This is a genomic window from Streptomyces sp. NPDC021749 (assembly GCF_040640655.1).
In the GTDB taxonomy this organism is placed as follows: Bacteria; Actinomycetota; Actinomycetes; order Streptomycetales; family Streptomycetaceae; genus Streptomyces.
Window position 1 is genome coordinate 146,747 of the sequence record NZ_JBFACE010000010.1, and the last position, 20,143, is coordinate 166,889.

Genomic DNA, 20,143 nt, shown 5'->3' on the forward strand with positions numbered 1-20,143 from the left:
ACGACATGACGTCTTCGAAGGAAGGCCGCGCCGCGGCCCTGCCGGCAGAACTCCAGGAAGCCCTGCGCCGCCGCCTGGCCGGCAAGGCCGGCGGCCCGGCCGCGGGCGCCCGGCCCGCGATCCCGCGCGCGGACCGGTCCGAGCCGCTGCCGCTGTCCTTCGCCCAGCAGCGGCTGTGGTTCCTCGACCAGCTGCGGCCCGGCGACGCCCGCTACAACAGCGCGGTCGCGCTGCGGCTCACCGGCGGCCTCGACCGGGCCGCGCTGTCCCGGGCGCTGGACGCCGTGGTCGAGCGGCACGAAGCACTGCGCACCACGTTCGACGACCACGACGGCCGGCCCGTGCAGACCGTGCGGCCGCCCGCCCCGGTACCGCTGCCGGTACGGGACCTCGCGGACGAGCCGGACCGCACGTCCCAGGGGCGCCCGGAAGCCGCCCTCGACGCCCTCCTCCTCGCCGAGTACTCCCGCCCGTTCGACCTGCGCACCGGGCCGCTGCTGCGCGCCCTGCTGATCCGCACCGCCGCCGACCGGCACGTCCTGCTGCTCACCGCGCACCACATCGTCACCGACGGCTGGTCGATGGGCGTGCTGCTGGAGGAACTCTGCACGCTCTACGACGCCTTCGCCGCGGGGGAGACGCCCGCCCTGGCGCCGGTGGCCACGCAGTACCCGGACTTCGCCGTGTGGCAGCGCGGCAGACTGTCCGGCGCCCTGCTCCAGGAGCAGCTGTCCTACTGGACCAAGCAACTGGACGGAGCGGTACCGCTGGAGCTGCCGCTCGACCGGCCCCGCGACGGGGCGGAGCCGGCCGGCGGCGCGGTGCACACCTTCCGCGTCCCGGCGGGGACCACGGCCCGGCTGCGGCAGGTGGCGGCCGACCAGCACACCACCCTCTTCGCCGCGCTGATCGCCGGCTGCCAGGCGCTGTTCGCCCGCTGGTCCGGTCAGGACGACATCACCCTCGGGTCCCTGACCCCCGGGCGCGGCCGCACCGAACTGGAGCGCGCGGTCGGCCTCTTCGTGAACACGGTCGTGCTGCGCTGCCCCGTCGACACCGCCCGCCCGTACCGCGACCTGCTCGACACCGCCGCCGCCACCGTCCTCGACGCCTTCGCGCACGACGACACCCCCTTCGAACGGCTGGTGGAGGCGGTCGGCACGGCCCGGGAAGCGGGCCGCAACCCGCTCTTCGACGTCATGGTCCTGCTCCACCCCGCCCCACCCGCCGCCCCCGGCCTGCGCGGACTGACCGCCGAGAACGTGACCGTGCCCCGCCGCTCGGCCACCTTCGACCTCAGCGTGGAGTTCGTGCCCGACGGGGACGGTCTGACCGGGCTGCTGGAGTACCGCACCGACCTCTTCGACGCCCCGACCGTGGCGCGGATGGCCGAGCAACTGGTCCTCCTGCTCGACGGCGTGGCCGCCGCACCCGACCGGCCCCTGGGCGAGGTGCCGCTCCTCACCGAGGACGACCGGCGGCGGCTGACCACCGAGTGGAACGACACCGCCCTGGACGTCGCCCCCGCCACCTACCCCGCCGTGTTCGAGGCCCAGGCCGCCCGCACCCCGCACCACACCGCACTGGTCGCCGGCGACACCACCCTGGACTACGCCGACCTCAACGCCCGCGCCAACCGGCTCGCCCACCACCTCATCCGCCAGGGCGCCGGCCCCGAACACCTCGTCGCGCTGCGGCTGCCGCGCACCGCCGGCATGATCGTGGCGCTCCTCGCCGTCCTCAAATCCGGCGCCGGATACCTGCCCCTCGACCCCGAACTCCCCACGGAACGGCTGGAGTTCCTGCTCGCCGACGCCCGTCCGCTGCTGGTGCTCGACGAGGCCGCACTGCGCGCCGTACCCGGCGACACGCCCGCGACGAACCCCACCGACGCCGACCGCCGCGCCCCGCTGCACCCCGGCCACACCGCCTACGTCATCTACACCTCCGGCTCGACCGGCCGGCCCAAGGGCGTCGCCGTCGAGCACCGGTCCCTGATGAACCTGCTGGCCGCCCACCGGCACGGCTTCGTCGCCGAGGCCGGCGGCGGGCCGCTGCGGGTCGCGCTGACCGCGTCGTTCTCCTTCGACACCTCGCTGGAGGGCGTCCTGCTGATGGCCGACGGCCATCAGCTGCACCTCGTCGACGAGACCACCCGGCTCGACCCGGCCGCGCTGGTCGAGTACGTCGTCACCCACCAGGTCGACTTCCTCGACCTCACCCCCTCCTACCTGCGGCAACTGCTGCCCGCCGGACTGCTCACCGACCCCCGGCACCGGCCCCGGGCACTCATGCTCGGCGGCGAGGCCGTCGGCCCCGCGCTGTGGCGGGAGCTGTCCGCGCTGCCCGACACCGCCGCGTACAACTTCTACGGCCCCACCGAGTGCACCGTCGACGCCCTGGCCTGCCGCATCACCGGCACCGGACGGCCCGTGGTGGGCCGGCCGCTGGCCAACATGCGCGCCTACGTCCTCGACGACCGGCTGCAGCCGGTGCCGCCCGGTGTCGGCGGCGAGCTGTACCTGGCGGGCGCCCAGGTCGCCCGCGGCTATCTGCACCGCCCCGGCCTGACCGCCGCCCGCTTCACCGCCGACCCCTACGGGCCGCCCGGCAGCCGGATGTACCGCACCGGCGACCTCGCCCGCTGGACGGCCGACGGCCGGCTCGACTACCTGGGCCGCGCCGACGACCAGATCAAGATCCGCGGCCACCGCATCGAACCCGGCGAGATCGAGGCGGCCCTGCTGGCCCTGCCGGACGTCGCCGAGGCGGCCGTCCTCGCCGTGGAAACCGACCAGGGACACGCCCGGCTGGCCGCCTACGTGGCGCCCTCCGCCACCGGACGGCCCACCGCGGCCGGCCTCCGCGACGCCCTGGCCCGCACCCTGCCCGGCCACATGGTGCCCGCCGCCTTCGTCGTCCTCGACGCCCTGCCGCTCAACAGCAGCGGCAAGCTGGACCGGCGCGCCCTGCCCGCCCCCGACCTCGACGCGGCCCCGCGCGAGCGGGAGTTCGTCGCACCGCGCACCCCGGCCGAGCGCGAGCTGGCCGCGATCTGGTCCGAGGTCCTCGGCCTCGCCCGGGTGGGCGTGACGGACAACTTCTTCGAGCTGGGCGGCGACTCGATCCTCAGCATCCAGGCGGTCTCCCGGGCCCGCGCCGCCGGCTGGCAGCTGACCTCCCGGGACGTCTTCCGGCACCAGACCGTCGCCGACCTCGCCGCCGCGGTCACCCGGCGCACCGCCCCGGCGACCACGCCCCGGCCGCGGCAGGACGCCGGCCCGGCCCCGCTCACCCCCATCCAGGAATGGTTCTTCGCCACCCACGGGCCGCAGCGGCACTTCACCATGTCGATGCTGCTCGACCTGCCGCACGACCTCGACCAGGCCGCCCTGGAACGGGCCCTGCACGCCGTCGCCGCACACCACCCCGCGCTGCGCACCCGCTTCCTGCGCACCGGCGACACCTGGCGCCAGCACCCCGGAGCCCCCGTGGCCCCCGGCCTCCTGGCCCGCCACGACCTGTCCGGGACCGGCGGAGCCGCCCAGGACGCCGCCCGCACCGAGGCGGCCGACGCCGCCCGCGCCGCCCTGGACCTCACCACCGGCACCCTGCTGCGTGCCGCCCTGTTCCTGCCCGGCCCGGACGAGCGCCCGCAGCTCTTCCTGACGGCCCACCACCTGGCCGTCGACAGCGTCTCCTGGCGCATCCTCCTCGCCGACCTGGAGACCGCCTACCGCCAGGCCGCCGCCGGCCGGCCGGTCCAACTGGAGCCCACCGGGACGCCGTTCACCACCTGGGCGACCACCCTGGTCCGCCATGTGCAGAACGGCGGCCTCGACGACGACCTCGCCTACTGGACCGCGCAGACCGCCGTACCGCGCACCCCGCTGCCGGCCGACCGCACCGGCACCCCGGTCGCCGGATCGGTCCGCACCGTACGCGCCTGCCTCGACCGCGACACCACCGAGGACCTGCTCCGCCGGGTCCCCGGCGTGTACCGCACCCAGGTCAACGACGTGCTGCTGAGCGCGCTGGGCCGGGTCCTCGCCGACTGGGCGGGCACCGACCGGGTGACGGTGGCGCTGGAGGGCCACGGCCGCGAGGACCTCGGCGGCACCGAGGCCGACGCGGGTGCCGGTGACGCGGCCGCCGCCGACGCCCCCGACCTGTCCCGGACCGTCGGCTGGTTCACCACCCAGTACCCGGTCACCCTCACCCCGGCCGGCCCGGCGGACGACCCGGACTGGGGCGGTACGCTCAAGGCGGTCAAGGAACAGCTGCGGGCCGTCCCGCGCCGCGGCCTCGGCTACGAGGCGCTGGCCCGCCTCGGCTCCCCCGACCCGGCCGCCCGCGCCCTGCACGACCGGCCGCTGCCCGAGGTCTGCTTCACCTACCACGGCCAGTGGGAGACCCCGCAGGACGCCGACTTCGCGCCCGCCGGCCCGGCCCCCGGCCGCGATCTGGCCGCCGACGCGCGGCTCGACCACCTGCTGGACGTCTCCGCCGTAGTGGCCGACGGCGTACTGGAACTGACCTGGCACTACAGCGACCAGGTGCACGATGAACGCACGGTCCGCGACCTGGCCGACGGCGCGGTCCGCGCACTGGCCGGGATCGTCGCCCACTGCGCCCGGCCCGGGTCCGGCGGCCGCACCCCCTCCGACTTCCCGCTCGCCGGACTGGACCAGGCCGGCCTCGACCGGCTCATCGGCGACGGACGCGGCATCGAAGACCTCTACCCCCTGACGCCCCTTCAGGAGGGCATGCTCTTCCACCGCCTCGTCGGCGGGGAGGGCGGGGACGGCGACGTCTACCTCGACCAGGCCGCCCTGCTCCTCGACGGGGTGAGCGAACCGGAGACCTTCGCCCGCGCCTGGCAGCGGGTGGTCGACCGGACCCCGGTACTGCGCACCTCCGTGGTCTGGGACGGCGTACCGGCCCCGCTGCAGCTCGTGCACCGCCGGGCCGCCGTGCCGGTCGTCCACCTGGACTGGCGCGACCTCGACGACGCCACCCGCGCCGACCGGCTGGCCCGCCTCCGCGCCGACGACCTGGCGCAGGGCCTCGACCTCGGCACCGCACCGCTGATGCGGCTCACCCTCGTCCGGCTGCCCGGCGGGCGGTTGCGGCTGCTGTGGACCTCGCACCACCTGATCCTGGACGGCTGGAGCCTGGCACAGGTGCTGACCGAGGTGTGCGAGGAGTACGCCGCCCTCACCGCCGGCCGGGACGCGACGCCGCCCGTCCGCCGCCCCTTCGCCGACTACGTCCGCTGGCTCACCACCCGCGACGGCCGCGCCGCCGAGGAGCACTGGCGCACCGTCCTGGCCGGCTTCGCCACCCCGACCCCGCTGCCCTGCGACCGTCCGCCGCGCGAGGCCCACCGCACCCGCTCCGCCGACGTCCTGGCCGCCGGCCTGACCTCCGAGCGGTCCCGCGCACTGGAGGACACCGCCCGGCGCTGCGGACTGACCCTCAACACCGTGGTGCAGGGCGTCTGGGCGCTGCTGCTGGCGCGCTACAGCGGGGAGCCGGACGTGGTGTTCGGCACCACCGTCTCCGGCCGCCCCGACGAACTGCCCGGCGTCGACGCCATGGTGGGCATGTTCATCAACACCCTCCCCACCCGGGTACGCGTCGAAGGACACCGCACGGCCGCCGACTGGCTGCGGGACCTCCAGGACGCCCAGTCCGAGTCCCGCCGCTTCGAGACCGTCTCGCTCGCGCAGCTGACCTCGCTCAGCGACGTACCGGCGGGCACCGCGCTCTTCGACAGCATGGTCGCCTTCGAGAACTACCCCTTCGACGAGGCCCGGACCTCCGGCGCGGGTGTGCGCATACTGGACGTCGCCTCCCTGGACGCCACCAACTTCCCCCTGGTGCTCCGCGCCCACCACGGCGACCGCCTGGGCTTCGACCTCGCCTACGACCCGGCTCTCTTCGACGAGGCCACCGTCCGCTCCCTCGGCGACCGGTTGTGCCTGCTGCTCGACGAGATCGCCACCGGCCCCGACCGGCCGCTGCGCGACCTGGCCTGGACGACCGCCGAGGAACGCCGACGGATGCTGGTGGACTGGAACGGCTCCGCGCACGGCCGGCCCGACCGGACGCTGGTCGACCTGTTCGAGGCCCAGGCCGCACGCACCCCCGGCGCCACCGCCGTGACCTGCTCCGGCGCCACCCTGACCTATGCCGAACTCGACGCACGGGCGGGGCGGTTGGCGCACCGGCTGGCCGCTTCCGGAGCCGGCCCCGAGCGGTTCGTGGCGCTCGCCCTGCCCCGCTCGACGGACCTGCTCGTGGCGATCGTGGCGGTGCTCAAGACCGGCGCCGCCTACGTACCCGTCGACCCGGAACTCCCCGGCGACCGCATCACCCACCTGCTGACCGACGCCGCCCCCGCCCTGCTCGTCACCACCACAGCGGTCGCCGGACGCCTGGGCGACACCGCCGTGCCCCGCCTCCTCCTCGACGACCCCGCGACCCGCGCCGACCTGGCCCGGCGTCCCGCCACCGCCCTCGCGCCGGAGCACCGCCCGCTGCCGGAGAGCCCCGCCTACGTCATCTACACCTCGGGCTCCACCGGCCGGCCCAAGGGCGTGGTCGTCCCGCACGCCAACGTGGTGCGGCTGTTCTCCGGTACCCGCGACCGGTTCGGCTTCGACGCGCACGACGTGTGGACCCTGTTCCACTCCTACGCCTTCGACTTCTCCGTGTGGGAGATCTGGGGCGCCCTGCTGCACGGCGGCCGCCTGGTCGTCGTCCCGCACGACATCGCCCGTTCGCCGGCGGACTTCCTCCGCCTGCTGGCGGACGAGCGGGTCACCGTGCTCAACCAGACGCCGTCCGCCTTCTACCCGCTGATGCGCGCCGACAGCGAACAGCCGCAGCCGGCCGCCGAATTGGCGCTGCGCCACGTCATCTTCGGCGGCGAGGCCCTCGACCTCGGCCGGCTCACCGACTGGTACGAGCGGCACCCGGACACCGCCCCGGCCCTGGTCAACATGTACGGCATCACCGAGACCACCGTGCACGTCACCCACGCACCGCTCGACCGCGCCACGGTGGCCGGCGCCACCGGCAGCGCCATCGGCTCCGGCCTGCCCGACCTCCGGCTCCATGTGCTGGACGCCGCTCTCGCCCCGGTGCCGCCCGGCGCGATCGGCGAACTGTACGTGGCCGGTGAGGGTCTGGCCCGCGGCTATCTGAACCGCCCCGGCCTGACCGCCGCACGGTTCGTCGCCCACCCCTTCGGGCCGCCCGGTGCCCGCATGTACCGCACCGGCGACCGCGTCCGGTGGCGGCGCGACGGGACACTGGAGTACCTGGGCCGGGCCGACCAGCAGGTCAAGATCCGTGGTTTCCGCATCGAACCCGGGGAGATCGAGGCCGCGCTGAACACCCACCCCGCGATCAGCGCCTGTGTGGTCTCCGTGCGCGAGGACACCCCCGGCGTGCGGCGACTGGTCGCCCACGTCGTCGGCACCGGCCCGGACGCGCCGCCGTCCGCCGCCGCACTCCGCGCCCACCTGGAGCGGACCCTGCCCGCCCATATGGTCCCCGCCGCCTACGTGCCCCTGGACGCGCTGCCGCTGACCGTCAACGGCAAACTCGACCACCGGGCGCTGCCCGCCCCGGGGCCGGACGGATTCGCCGCCGGTGAGCAGCGCACCGCCCCGCGCACCGCCGCGGAACGGCTGGTCGCCGGCGTCTGGGCCGAGGTCCTGGACGCCGCCGAGATCGGCGTCGAGGACAGCTTCTTCGCGCTGGGCGGCGACTCGATCCTCGCCATCCGCGTCACCTCCCGGCTGCGCGCCGCCTTCGGCGTGGACGTCTCGCCGCGGCTGCTGTTCACCCGGCCGACGGTGGCCGCCCTGGCCGCCGCCCTGCCCGACCCGGCCGCGGACCACCGGCCACCGGCCGACCCGATCCCGCCGGCCGACCGCGACAGCGCACTCCCGCTGTCGTTCGCCCAGCAACGCCTGTGGTTCCTCGACCACTTCGAGCCCGGCAGCACCGAGTACCTGACCTTCTTCGTGCTGCGCCTGCGCGGCCGGCTCGACGAGGCCGCGCTGCACACCGCCCTGGACGGCCTGGTGGCCCGGCACGAACCGCTGCGCACCACCTTCGCCGAGCAGGACGGGCACGCCCACCAGCACATCCACCCGCCCCGCCCGGTGGACCTGCCGGTGCACGACCTGTCCGCCGTCCCGGCCGACGCGCGCCCCGGCGCCCTCGACGAACTGCTCACCGCCGAGGCCGCCACCCCCTTCGACCTGGGCCACGGGCCGCTGCTGCGCACCCGGCTGATCCGCCTCACCCCGGACGAGCACGTCCTGACCCTGGCCCTGCACCACATCGTCACCGACGGCTGGTCCACCGCCGTCCTCGGCCGGGACCTGGGCGAGCTGTACACCGCGGCCCTGCACGACCGCCGGCCCGACCTGCCCCCGCTGCCCGTCCAGTACGCCGACTACGCCGCCTGGCAACGCGCCCGCGCCACCAAGGCCGAGCAGCAACTCGACTACTGGCGTGAGCAGTTGGCGGACACCGCCCCGCTGGAGCTGCCCACCGACCGGCCCCGGCCCGCGGTGCGCACCAAGAACGGCGCACTGCTGGAGTTCTCGCTGCCCGCCGCGCTGATCGAACGGCTGCGGGAGACCGGCCGGCGCACCGACGCCACCCTCTACATGACCCTGCTCGCCGCCTGCAAGGTCCTCCTCGCCCGCTGGGCCGGCCAGGAGGACATCGCGGTCGGCACCGTGACCGCCGGCCGCGAACGCCCCGAACTGGAGCACCTGGTCGGCATGTTCGTGAACACCCTCGTCCTGCGCACCCGGGTGCGCGCCGAGGAGCCGTTCGACGCCCTGCTGTCACAGGTCCGCGGCACCGTGCAGGACGCCTTCGCCCACCAGGACGTGCCCTTCGAACGGGTCGTCGACGCCCTGCAGCCGGAACGCGACACCAGCCGCACCCCGCTCTTCCAGGTCATGGTCGCCCTGCACAACCTGGGCGGCCGGGCCCCGCAGCTGCCCGGGCTGGACGTCGAGACGGTCCAGCCGCCCGGCCGGAGCGCCGCCTTCGACCTGGGCCTCGACTTCGTCGAGCAGGACGGCGGCGGCCTCACCGGCTTCGCCGAGTACCACACCGACCTGTTCGACCGGGACACCGTCGAGCGGCTGACCGGCCGGCTCCGCCTGCTGCTGGAAGCGGTCGCCGACGACCCCGGACGCCCGGTGGGCGAGCTGCCGCTGCTGTCCGACGCGCAGCGCCACCAGGTGCTGGAGGAGTGGCAGGGCGCCGCACTGCCCGTCCCGGACGCCACGTTCCCCGAGCTGTTCGAGGCCCAGGCGGCCCGCACCCCGCACGCCACCGCGCTGGTGGCGCGGGACGCCACCCTCGACTTCGCGGCGCTCAACACCCGCGCCAACCGGCTGGCCCACCACCTCATCTCGCTCGGGGTCGGCCCCGAGCGGGTGGTCGCCGTCCAACTGCCGCGCACCACCGACATGTTCGTGGCGCTGCTGGCCGTCCTCAAGGCCGGCGGCACCCAGCTGTCCGTCGACCCGGAGCTGCCCGCCGACCGGGTGGCCCACCTGCTCGCGGACGCCGCACCGCAGACCGTCCTCACCCCCGACGCGCTGCGCGACGCCCCGCTGGACCGGCAGCCCACCCACAACCCCACCGACGCCGACCGCATCGCCCCGCTGCACCCCGCCCACACCGCCTACGTCACCTACACCTCCGGCTCCACCGGCCGCCCCAAGGGCGTCGCCGTCGAACACCGCCAGCTGGTCAACCTCTGCCACGACCACCGGGAGGGGCTCCTCGCCCCGCACACCACCGACGGCACCCCGCTGCGCGCCGCGCTGAGCGCCGCCTTCTCCTTCGACACCTCCTGGGAGGGCCCGCTGCTGCTGGCCCTCGGGCACCAAGTGCACCTGATCGACGAGGACGTACGGCTCGACCCCGCCGCGTTCGTCGCACAAATCGCCGGCCACCGCCTGGACTGCCTCAACGTGACACCGTCCTTCCTGCACGAGCTGCTGGCCGCCGGGCTGTTCACCGCCGGCGGCCACCGCCCCCGGCTCGTCCTGGTGGGCGGCGAGGCCGTCGGCACCGCCGCCTGGCAGCAGCTCCGCGCGCTGCCCGACGTCACCGCGTACAACATCTACGGCCCCACCGAATGCACCGTCGACGCGGTCTACGGCCGCTTCACCGACCACGCGGAGCACCCGGTCATCGGACGGCCGGGGCGCAACCTGCGCGCCTACGTGCTGGACGGCTCGCTGCGGCCCGTACCGGTCGGCGTGCCCGGTGAGCTGTACCTGGCCGGCGCGCAGGTCGCCCGCGGCTACCGGGGCCGGCCGGGCCTGACCGCCGGGCGCTTCGTCGCCGACCCGTTCGGCCCGCCCGGCAGCCGGATGTACCGCACCGGCGACCGCGCACGCCGGCACCCCGACGGACTCCTGGAGTTCCTCGGACGCACCGACGACCAGGTCAAGATCCGCGGCTTCCGCATCGAACCCGGCGAGGTCGAGGCGGCCCTCCTCGACCACCCGGAGGTGGGCGACGCCGTCGTCGCGGCCCGCACCCAGGCCGGTCGCACGATGCTGGTGGCCTACGTCGTACCCCGCGGCACCCGGCAGCCCGCCGCCGACGCACTCCGCGTCCACCTGCGCCGGACGCTGCCCGACTACATGGTCCCCGCGGCCTTCGTCCCGCTCGCGCGGGTGCCCCGGACCAGCAGCGGCAAGACCGACCGGCGCGCCCTGCCCGCACCCCCGCTCCAGCCGGACACCGACACCCCGTACGTGGCCCCGCGCACCGACACCGAGACCCTGCTCGCCGGCATCTGGGCCGAGGTGCTCGGCGCCCCCCGCATCGGCGTCGAGGACAACTTCTTCGCCCTCGGCGGCGACTCGATCCTCAGCATCCAGATCGTCTCCCGGGCCCGCCAGGCCGGGCTCGCCCTCACCTCCAAGGACGTCTTCCGCCACCAGACCGTGGCCGAACTCGCCCTGCGCACCGGCGCATTGGCGACCCCTGCGGTCTCCGACGCCGCCGCCGAGGCCGGACCGGCGCCGCTCACGCCCATCCAGCGCTGGTACCTGGACGGCCGCCGGCCCGGCGACCGGCTGCACTTCACCATGACCCAGCGGCTGGAACTCGCCCCCGACACCGACCCGGAGGCGCTGCGCCACGCCGTCGACGCCCTGATCGCGCACCACCCGGCGCTGCGCACCCGGTTCCGCCACACGGACGGCACCTGGCACCAGGAGATACTGCCCACCGCACCCGGGGGCACCTTCACCCACCACGACCTGAGCGGCCTCGACGACCGTGCGCAGGAGGACGCCGTCCAGCGCACGGCCGCCGACGCCCAGACCTCCCTGGACCCCACCGAGGGCCACGTCCTGCGCGCCCTCCTCTTCGACCGCGGCCCCGGCCGGCCGCCCCAACTCGTGCTCACCGCCCACCACTTGGTCATCGACGGAGTGTCCTGGCGCATCCTGCTGGCCGACCTGGAGGCCGCCCACCGCGACACCGCCGCCGGCCGCCCGGCCACCCTGCCCCCGGCGAGCACCCCCTACCCGCAGTGGGCCCGCCACCTGGAACGGCACACCCGCTCCGGCGCCTTCGACGGCGACCTGCCCTACTGGCGCCGGGTCTGCGACGCCCCTGCCGACCTGCCCGTCGACCGTCCCGGCGGCAACCCGCACGGCGCCGCCGCCACCGTCACCGTCCGCCTCGGCCGGGACGCGACCGACGCCCTGCTGCGCCAGGTGCCGGACGTCTACCGCACCCAGGTCAACGACGTCCTGCTCAGCGCCCTGGGCCGCACCCTCAGCCGCTGGAGCGGCCGGGACACCGTCCTCCTCGGCGTCGAGGGACACGGCCGCGAGGACCTCTTCGACGACCTGGACCTGTCCCGCACCGTCGGCTGGTTCACCGCGGAATTCCCGCTCGCCCTGACCGTCGACCCGGACGCCGACTGGCGCGACACCGTCCGGTCCGTCAAGGAGCAGCTACGCGCCGTCCCGCTGCGCGGACTGAGCCACGGCGCGCTGCGCCACCTCGCCCCCCACACCCGGCTGCCCGACGCGCCCAGGCCGCGGATCGGCTTCAACTACCACGGCCAGTGGGACCTCACCGCCACGGACCGCCCGGCGGACGACGCGCTCTACCGCGCCGCCCTGCCGCCCGCCGGACAGGACACCGATCCCGACGAGGAACGCAGCTACCTGCTCGACGTGACCGGCGTGGTCCAGGACGGCCGGCTCGAACTCGGCTGGACCTACCCGCCCGCCGTCTACGACGAGTCCACCGTGCGCCGCCTCGCCGAGGACACCCTCGCGGCGCTCGACGAGATCGTCGCGCACTGCGCCCGCCCGGACGCCGGCGGCCGCACCCCCTCCGACTTCCCGCTCGCCGGACTCGACCAGCACCAGGTGGACCTGCTCGCGGGCGACGGCCGCGACGTGGCGGACATCCATCCGCTGACCCCGCTGCAGGCCGGCATGCTCTTCCACGGGCTGGTCGACGACGCCGACGCCTACTTCGACCAGATGGCGGTCCGGATCGCCGGCATCGCCGACCCGCACGCCTTCGCCGCGGCCTGGCAGCGGGTCGCCGACCACACCCCGGCACTGCGCAGCAGCGTCCACTGGCACGGCCTGCCGCACCCCGTCCAGGTCGTCCACCGGCACGCCGTCCTGCCCGTCACCCACCACGACTGGCGGACCCTGACGCCCGGCGAACGCGACCGGGCCCTGGACAAGCTGCTCGCCGAGGAACGCGCCACCGGCGTGGACCTCACCCGTGCCCCGCTCAGCCGGATCGCGGTGGCCGCACTCCCCGGCGACGAGGTCCTCCTGGTGTGGTCCTCGCACCACCTGATGCTCGACGGCTGGAGCACCGGCCAGATCTTCACCGACGTGTGCGCGCAGTACGCCGCCGCGGCCCGCGGCGCCACCATCCGCCCGCCGGCCCGCCGCCCGTTCCGGGACTTCCTCCAGTGGCTGGCCGACCAGGACGAGGAGCGGGCCGAACGGCACTGGGCCGATGCGCTGACCGGATTCACCGCCCGCACCCCGCTCCCGTGCGACCGGCGGCCCGCAGAGGCGCACCGGGCCCGGGCCACCGACAGCGTCGCCGTCGAACTGAACCCCGAGGTCTCCGACCGGCTGCGCACCCTGGCCGGACGCCACGGGCTCACCGTCAACACCGTCGTCCAGGGTGCCTGGGCACTGCTGCTGGCCCGCGCCGCCGGCCGCCGGGACGTCGTGTTCGGCACCACCGTCTCCGGCCGCCCGGCCGAACTGGCGGGTGTGGCGTCGATGGTCGGCATGTTCATCAACACCGTCCCGACCCGGGCCCGGATCGACGGCGCCCGCACCGTACCGGACTGGCTGCGCGACCTCCAGGAGCAGCAGAGCGACTCCCGCCGCTACGACTTCGTCTCGCTCGCCCGCATCCAGGCCCTCAGCGAACTCCCCGCCGGTGAGCCGCTGTTCGACAGCATGGTGGTCTTCGAGAACTACCCCTTCGACGAGTCGGCCGCGGCCGGCGCCGGCATCCGCATCACCGACGTGCGCGCCGACGACGCCCCCACCTTCCCGCTGTGCCTGCGCGCCTACCTCGCCGACCGCCTCGGCTTCGGCCTCGCCTACGACCCGGCGCTGTTCGACCGCGGCACGGTGGAGCGCACCGCGGACCGGCTGCTGGCCCTGCTCACCGCCGTCGCCGACGGCGCCGCCCGCACCGTGGACGACCTCGACCCGCTCACCGACGCCGACCGCGCAACGCTGCACCGGTGGAACACCCCGGCGCGCCAGGCGCCGCCCGGTTCCCCGGTGGCCCTCTTCGCCGAGCAGGCCCGCCGCACCCCGGACGCGCCCGCCCTCGGCGACGGCGTACAGGAGGTGACGTACCGTCAACTCGACGGCTGGTCCGACAGGTTGGCCCATCGTCTGCACGCTGACGGGCTGCCCGCCGAGGGCCGGGTGGCGCTGCTCATGGACCGTTCGGTGGCGCTCGTCGTCGCCCAGCTCGCGGTGCTCAAGGCCGGCGGCGCCTACGTCCCGGTGGACCTCCGCGCCCCCGAGGAGCGCCGCCGCACCCTGCTCCGCCAGGCGGGGGTCACGGCGCAGCTGACCGACCGGGACGTGACCGACGCCCGCAGCGACGGCCCGGCCGACCCCCTGCCGGCACCGGCCACCGACCCCGACCGCCTCGCGTACGTGATGTTCACCTCCGGCTCGACCGGTGAGCCCAAGGCCGTCGGCGTGCGCCACCGCGACGTGGCCGCGCTCGCCACCGACCCCCGCTTCCAGGGCCCCGACTGCGCACGGGTGCTGCTGCACTCCCCGGTGGCGTTCGACGCCGCCACCTTCGAGGTCTGGGCGCCGCTGCTGAACGGCGGCCGCATCGTGGTCGCCCCGCCGGGCGCCGTCGACGCGGGCCTGCTGCGGCGGCTGGCCGGCGGGGGAGAGGTGACCGCGCTGTGGCTGACGGCCGGGCTGTTCCGGCTGCTGGCGCAGGACGCGCCGGACTGCTTCGCGGGGCTGCGCCAGGTGTGGACCGGCGGCGACGTGGTCCCGGCCGCGGCCGTGCGCCGGGTCCTCGACGCCTGCCCCGGCCTGACCGTCGTCGACGGCTACGGCCCGACCGAGACCACCACCTTCGCCACCACCCACGCCATGACCGACGCGGCCGCGGTGCCCGACCCGGTGCCCATCGGCACCCCGCTCGACGACATGCGGGTGCACGTCCTCGACGCCCGGCTGCGGCCCGTACCGCCCGGCACCGCGGGCGAGCTCTACCTGGCCGGCGAGGGCGTCGCCCGGGGCTACCTCGGCCGGCCCGGAGCGACCGCCGAACGCTTCGTCGCCGACCCCGCCGGCCCGCCCGGCAGCCGGATGTACCGCACCGGCGACCTCGCCCGACGGCACCCCGACGGCACCGTCGAGTTCCTCGGCCGCGCCGACGACCAGGTCAAGATCCGCGGCTTCCGCGTCGAACCCGGCGAGGTCGAGGGCGTCCTGGCGACCCACCCGGCCGTCGCGGACGTGGCGGTGGTGGCCCGCGAAGGACGGTCCGGCGCACAACGGCTCGTCGCCTACGTCGTCGGGCACGACGGACTCGACCCCGACGCACTGCGCGCCCACGCCCGCCGCACCCTGCCCGACTACCTCGTGCCCAGCGCCGTCGTCGTGCTGGACGCACTGCCGCTGAGCAGCAACGGCAAGGTCGACCGGGCGGCCCTGCCGGCACCCGACGCCGCCACCGGCAAGGCGGAGGCCGTCGCACCGCGCACCGACGCCGAACGCCGCACCGCCGCCGTCTGGGCCGACGTCCTCGGCGTACCCGAGGTCGGCGTGACGGACGACTTCTTCGCCCTCGGCGGCGACTCCATCCTCAGCATCCGGCTCACCTCACGGCTGATGGAGGAGTTCGGCACCGAGCTGACCCCGCGGGCCGTGTTCAGCCACCCGACCCCGGCCGCCCTCGCCGCCCTGCTCACCGCACCCGAACAGCCCGCGGTCCGGCCGGGCGGCGCCCTGGTCCCGGTCGGCCGGGACATCCCGCTGCCGCAGTCCTTCGCCCAGCAACGCCTGTGGTTCCTGGACTCGTTCGCCCCGGAGAGCACCGAGTACCTCACCCCGCTCGCGCTGCGGCTGCGCGGCCGGCTCGACACCACCGCGCTCGCCGCCGCCCTGACCGCACTGGCGGCCCGGCACGAATCGCTGCGCACCACCTTCGACTCCGTCGACGGCCAGGGCGTCCAGATCGTGCACCCGCCGCAGGACGTCCCGCTGCCGCTGCACGACCTGACACAGCTGCCGCCCGCAGCCCGCCCGCAGCGGCTGGCGCAACTGCTCGCCGACGAGCGGACCCGCCCCTTCGACCTGCGCCGCGGCCCCCTGCTGCGGGCCGGACTGATCCGGCTCGCGGACGACCACCACGTCCTGACCCTGACCCTGCACCACATCATCACCGACGGCTGGTCCACCGGCATCCTCACCGGCGACCTGGCCCACCTCTACCGCTCCGCGCTGACCGGCACCCCGGCCGCGCTGCCGCCGCTGCCCGTCCAGTACGCCGACGTGGCCCAGTGGCAGCGGACCGCCCTCACCGGCCCGGCCGCCGAGGACCGACTGCGCTGGTGGAAGGACCGGCTGACCGGCATCGAACCGCTCCAGCTGCCCACCGACCGGCCCCGGCCGCCGGTCCGCACCCGGCACGGCGCCACGACCGGATTCGTCCTGCCGCCGGAAACCGCCCGCCGGCTCGCCGAGTTCGGCCGGACCCGGCAGACCACCCTGTTCATGACCCTCGTCGCCGCGGTCCAGACGCTCCTCGCCCGGCTCTCCGGACAGCGGGACATCGCCGTCGGCACCGTCACCTCGGGCCGCGAACGCCCGGAAACCCAGCGGCTGATCGGCTTCTTCGTCAACACCCTGGTACTGCGCTCCACCGTCGAGCCGGAGCGGTCCTTCCCGGACTTCCTCGCCGACGTCCGCGACACCGTGCTGGACGCCTTCGCGCACCAGGACGTGCCGTTCGAGCGGGTCGTGGACGAGGTCCAGCCGGACCGCGACACCAGCCGCACCCCGCTCTTCCAGGCCATGGTGGTGCTGCAGAACGCCCCCGGCGCGCCGATGGACCTGCCCGGCCTCCAGGTCAGCGACATCGAACCCGAGCGTGACGAGGCCGCCTTCGACGTCACCCTGGAGTTCGCCGAGGCGGACTCCGGCGCCCTGCACGGGCTGCTCACGTACCACACCGACCTGTTCGACGCGGACACCGCACGCCGGATGGCCGACCAGCTCACCACCCTGCTCACCGCCCTCGCCGACGACCCCGACCGACCGCTCGGCGCCCTCCCGCTGGCGCCCCCCGAGGAACTGCGGCGCCTGCTCACCGACCGGCACGGCGACGAACACCAGGCCCCACCGGCCACCCTGCCCGAACTGTTCGCACGGCAGGTGACCCGGCGGCCCGACGCGCCCGCCCTCGCCGACGGCGACCGGGTACTCACCTACGCCGAGCTGGACACCGCGGCCAACCGCCTGGCCCACCGGCTGATCTCCCGCGGCGTCGGCCCGGAACGGCTGGTCGCCCTGGCGCTGCCGCGCGGCACGGACACGGTCGTGGCGCAACTGGCGGTGGCGAAGGCCGGTGGCGCGTTCCTGCCCGTCGACCCCGCCTACCCCGCCGAGCGAAGGGAGTTCATGGTCCGCGACTCCGCGGCGGCCCTGGTCCTCGACGACCCGGCGGACGTGTGGTGCCCCGACGGCCCCGCCACCGCCCCCACCGACGCCGACCGCCTCGCCCCCCTCACCACCGACCACCCCGCCTACGTCATCTACACCTCCGGCTCCACCGGCACCCCCAAGGCCGTCCTGGTGACGCACGCCGGACTCGCCGGCTTCGCCGCGGCCGCCGCCGACCGCTACGACGTACACCCCGGCGACCGGGTCCTCCAGTTCGCCTCGCCCAGCTTCGACGCCTCCGTCCTGGAGCTGTGCATCTCCCTGCTCGCCGGGGCGACCCTGATCGCGGGGGAGGAGGGGCCGCTGCTCGGCGACCGGCTCGCCCAGGTACTCGCCGACCGGCGGATCACCCACACCCTGATTCCGCCCGCCGCACTCGCCACCGTCCCGCCCGCGACGGCCGGCACCCTGCCGGACCTGCGCACCCTCATCGTCGGCGCCGAGGCCTGCCCGGCCGACCTCGTCGACCACTGGGCCCCGGGCCGCCGCATGATCAACTCGTACGGCCCCACCGAAGCCACCGTGGTGGCCACCTGGACCGGACCGCTCACCCCGGGCGCGGGCGCCCCGCCCATCGGCCACCCCCTCGACGGCACCCGTGCCTACGTCCTGGACGGCGCCCTGCGTCCCGTGCCCGTCGGTGTCACCGGCGAGCTGTACGTGGCCGGCGCCGGACTCGCCCGCGGCTATCTGGGCCGCCCCGGCCTGACCGCCACCCGCTTCCCGGCCGACCCCTACGGTCCGCCCGGCAGCCGGATGTACCGCACCGGCGACCTGGTGCGGTGGGGCGCCGACGGCCAACTGCGCTACGCCGGGCGCACCGACGACCAGGTCAAGGTCCGCGGCTTCCGCATCGAGCCCGGCGAGATCGAGAGCGCATTGCGCCGCACCCCGCAGGTCCGGGACGCCGCGGTCGTGGTCCGCACCACCGGCCCGTCCGGCACCCAGCCCCCCGCCCCCGGCCGGCTGGTCGCCTACGTCGTCCCCGCCGACGGACCACCGGAGGCCCTGGACGTCCAGGAACTGCGCGCGGACCTCGCCCGCACCCTCCCGCCCCACATGGTGCCGTCGGTGTTCGTCCCGCTCGCGGAGCTGCCCCTCACCCCCAACGGCAAGACCGACCGCCGGGCCCTGCCCGCACCCGTCCCGTCCACCACCCCCTCCGCCCACCACGTCGCCCCGCGCACGGACACCGAACGCCGGATCGCCCGGATCTGGGCCGAAGTCCTCGGCCTCGACACCGTGGGCGCGGACGACAACTTCTTCGCGCTGGGCGGCGATTCGATCCTCAGCATGCAGGTCGTCTCACGACTGCGCCGCACCGGACTGCACCTCGCCACCAAGGACCTCTTCACCCATCAGACCGTCGCCGAGCTGGCCACCGTGGTGACCACCGGACCCGACCGGGCCGACGACGGCCCGGTCACCGGCGACCTGCCGCTCACCCCCATCCAGCACTGGTTCCTGACCACCCCCCGCGCCAACCACCACCACTTCAACCAGTCCGCACTGCTCGAACTCGACGGCCCACCCGACCCCACCGCACTGGAGGCGGCACTCACCGCGCTCCTCACCCACCACGACGCACTCCGCCTGCGCTTCACCGAACAGGACGGCCGCTGGCACCAGCACAACCCGCCCCCGCCCACCACCCCGGACCGCCTCCTCACCCACCACGACCTGACCGGCCTCACCCCCGACCAGACCGACACCGCCCTCCGCACCACCGCCGACACCCTGCACACCGGCTTCGACATCGGCCGGGGCCCACTGCTGCGCGCCGCACTCTTCACCGGCGGCCAGGACCACCCCGCCTACCTGCTCCTGGTGGCCCACCACCTCGTCGTCGACGCGGTGTCCTGGCGGATCCTCCTCGACGACCTGGACACCGCCTACCACCAGGCCGCCCAGGGCCACGAGGTCACGCTCGGCGCCCGCACCACCTCCTTCCGCGACTGGGCCCGCGGCCTCGCCGCACACGTTTCCGCGGGCGCCCTCGATCACGAACTCCCTTACTGGGAAGAGGCGTTGACCTCGGCGCCGCTCCCCGTCGACCACACCCCGGAGCCCGCCACCGCCGCCGAAACCAGGACCCTGACCCGCACCCTGGACGAGCCCGACACCACGGCACTCCTCCGGGCCGCCCCCACCGCCTACCGCACCCGCATCAACGACGTCCTGCTCGCCGCCCTGGCCCTCGCGCTGGCCCGCTGGACCGACCAGGACCGGGTCTCGGTGGACCTCGAAGGACACGGCCGCGAGGACCTCCTGGACGGCGTCGACCTCTCCCGCACCGTCGGCTGGTTCACCACCGTCCACCCGGTCGGCCTGCACATCCCCGACCGCACCGACCTCGGCCCCGCCCGGGACTGGCGCGCCCTGGTCAAGTCCGTACGACGGCAGCTCCGTACGGTCCCCGGCAACGGCCTCGGCTTCGGCGCCCTGCGCACCTACGGCAGCCCGGAGATCCGCCGACGCCTGGAGCGCACCGGACAGGGCCGGCTGGTCTTCAACTACCTCGGCCAATGGGACGCCCGCCGCACGGGCTCCGGCACCGACGGCGGCCTGATCCGCGCCGAACACGGCAGCTTCGGCCAGGACCACGACCCCCGCGACCCCGGCTCCCACCTCCTGGAGGCGGTCGGCGCCGTCCAGAACGGCCGGCTCACCTTCACCTGGCACTACCGCCCCGACACCCACGAGGAGACCACCGTGCGCGCCGTCGCCGAGGACTTCACCGAGGCCCTCCACCAGATAGCCCGGCACGCGCAGAACAGCCTCTGAACACGCCCCCGGCCCCACAGAATCAGTCAAGACGACTCGACCCGACCACCATCGGGCTCAACCCAAGGAGAAGTGAC

The 20,143-nt window shown here is 75.3% G+C and carries 1 protein-coding gene; it reads left to right on the forward strand.

Features of this window, described 5'->3' with window-relative positions:
* Positions 1–5: 5 nt before the first annotated feature.
* Positions 6–20,066 carry a non-ribosomal peptide synthase/polyketide synthase gene (locus AB0G35_RS12940; protein WP_360947775.1) on the forward strand — a complete coding sequence of 6,687 codons (20,061 nt, stop codon included), beginning with the start codon at positions 6–8 and terminating at the stop codon, positions 20,064–20,066.
* The last annotated feature ends 77 nt before the right edge of the window (positions 20,067–20,143 follow it).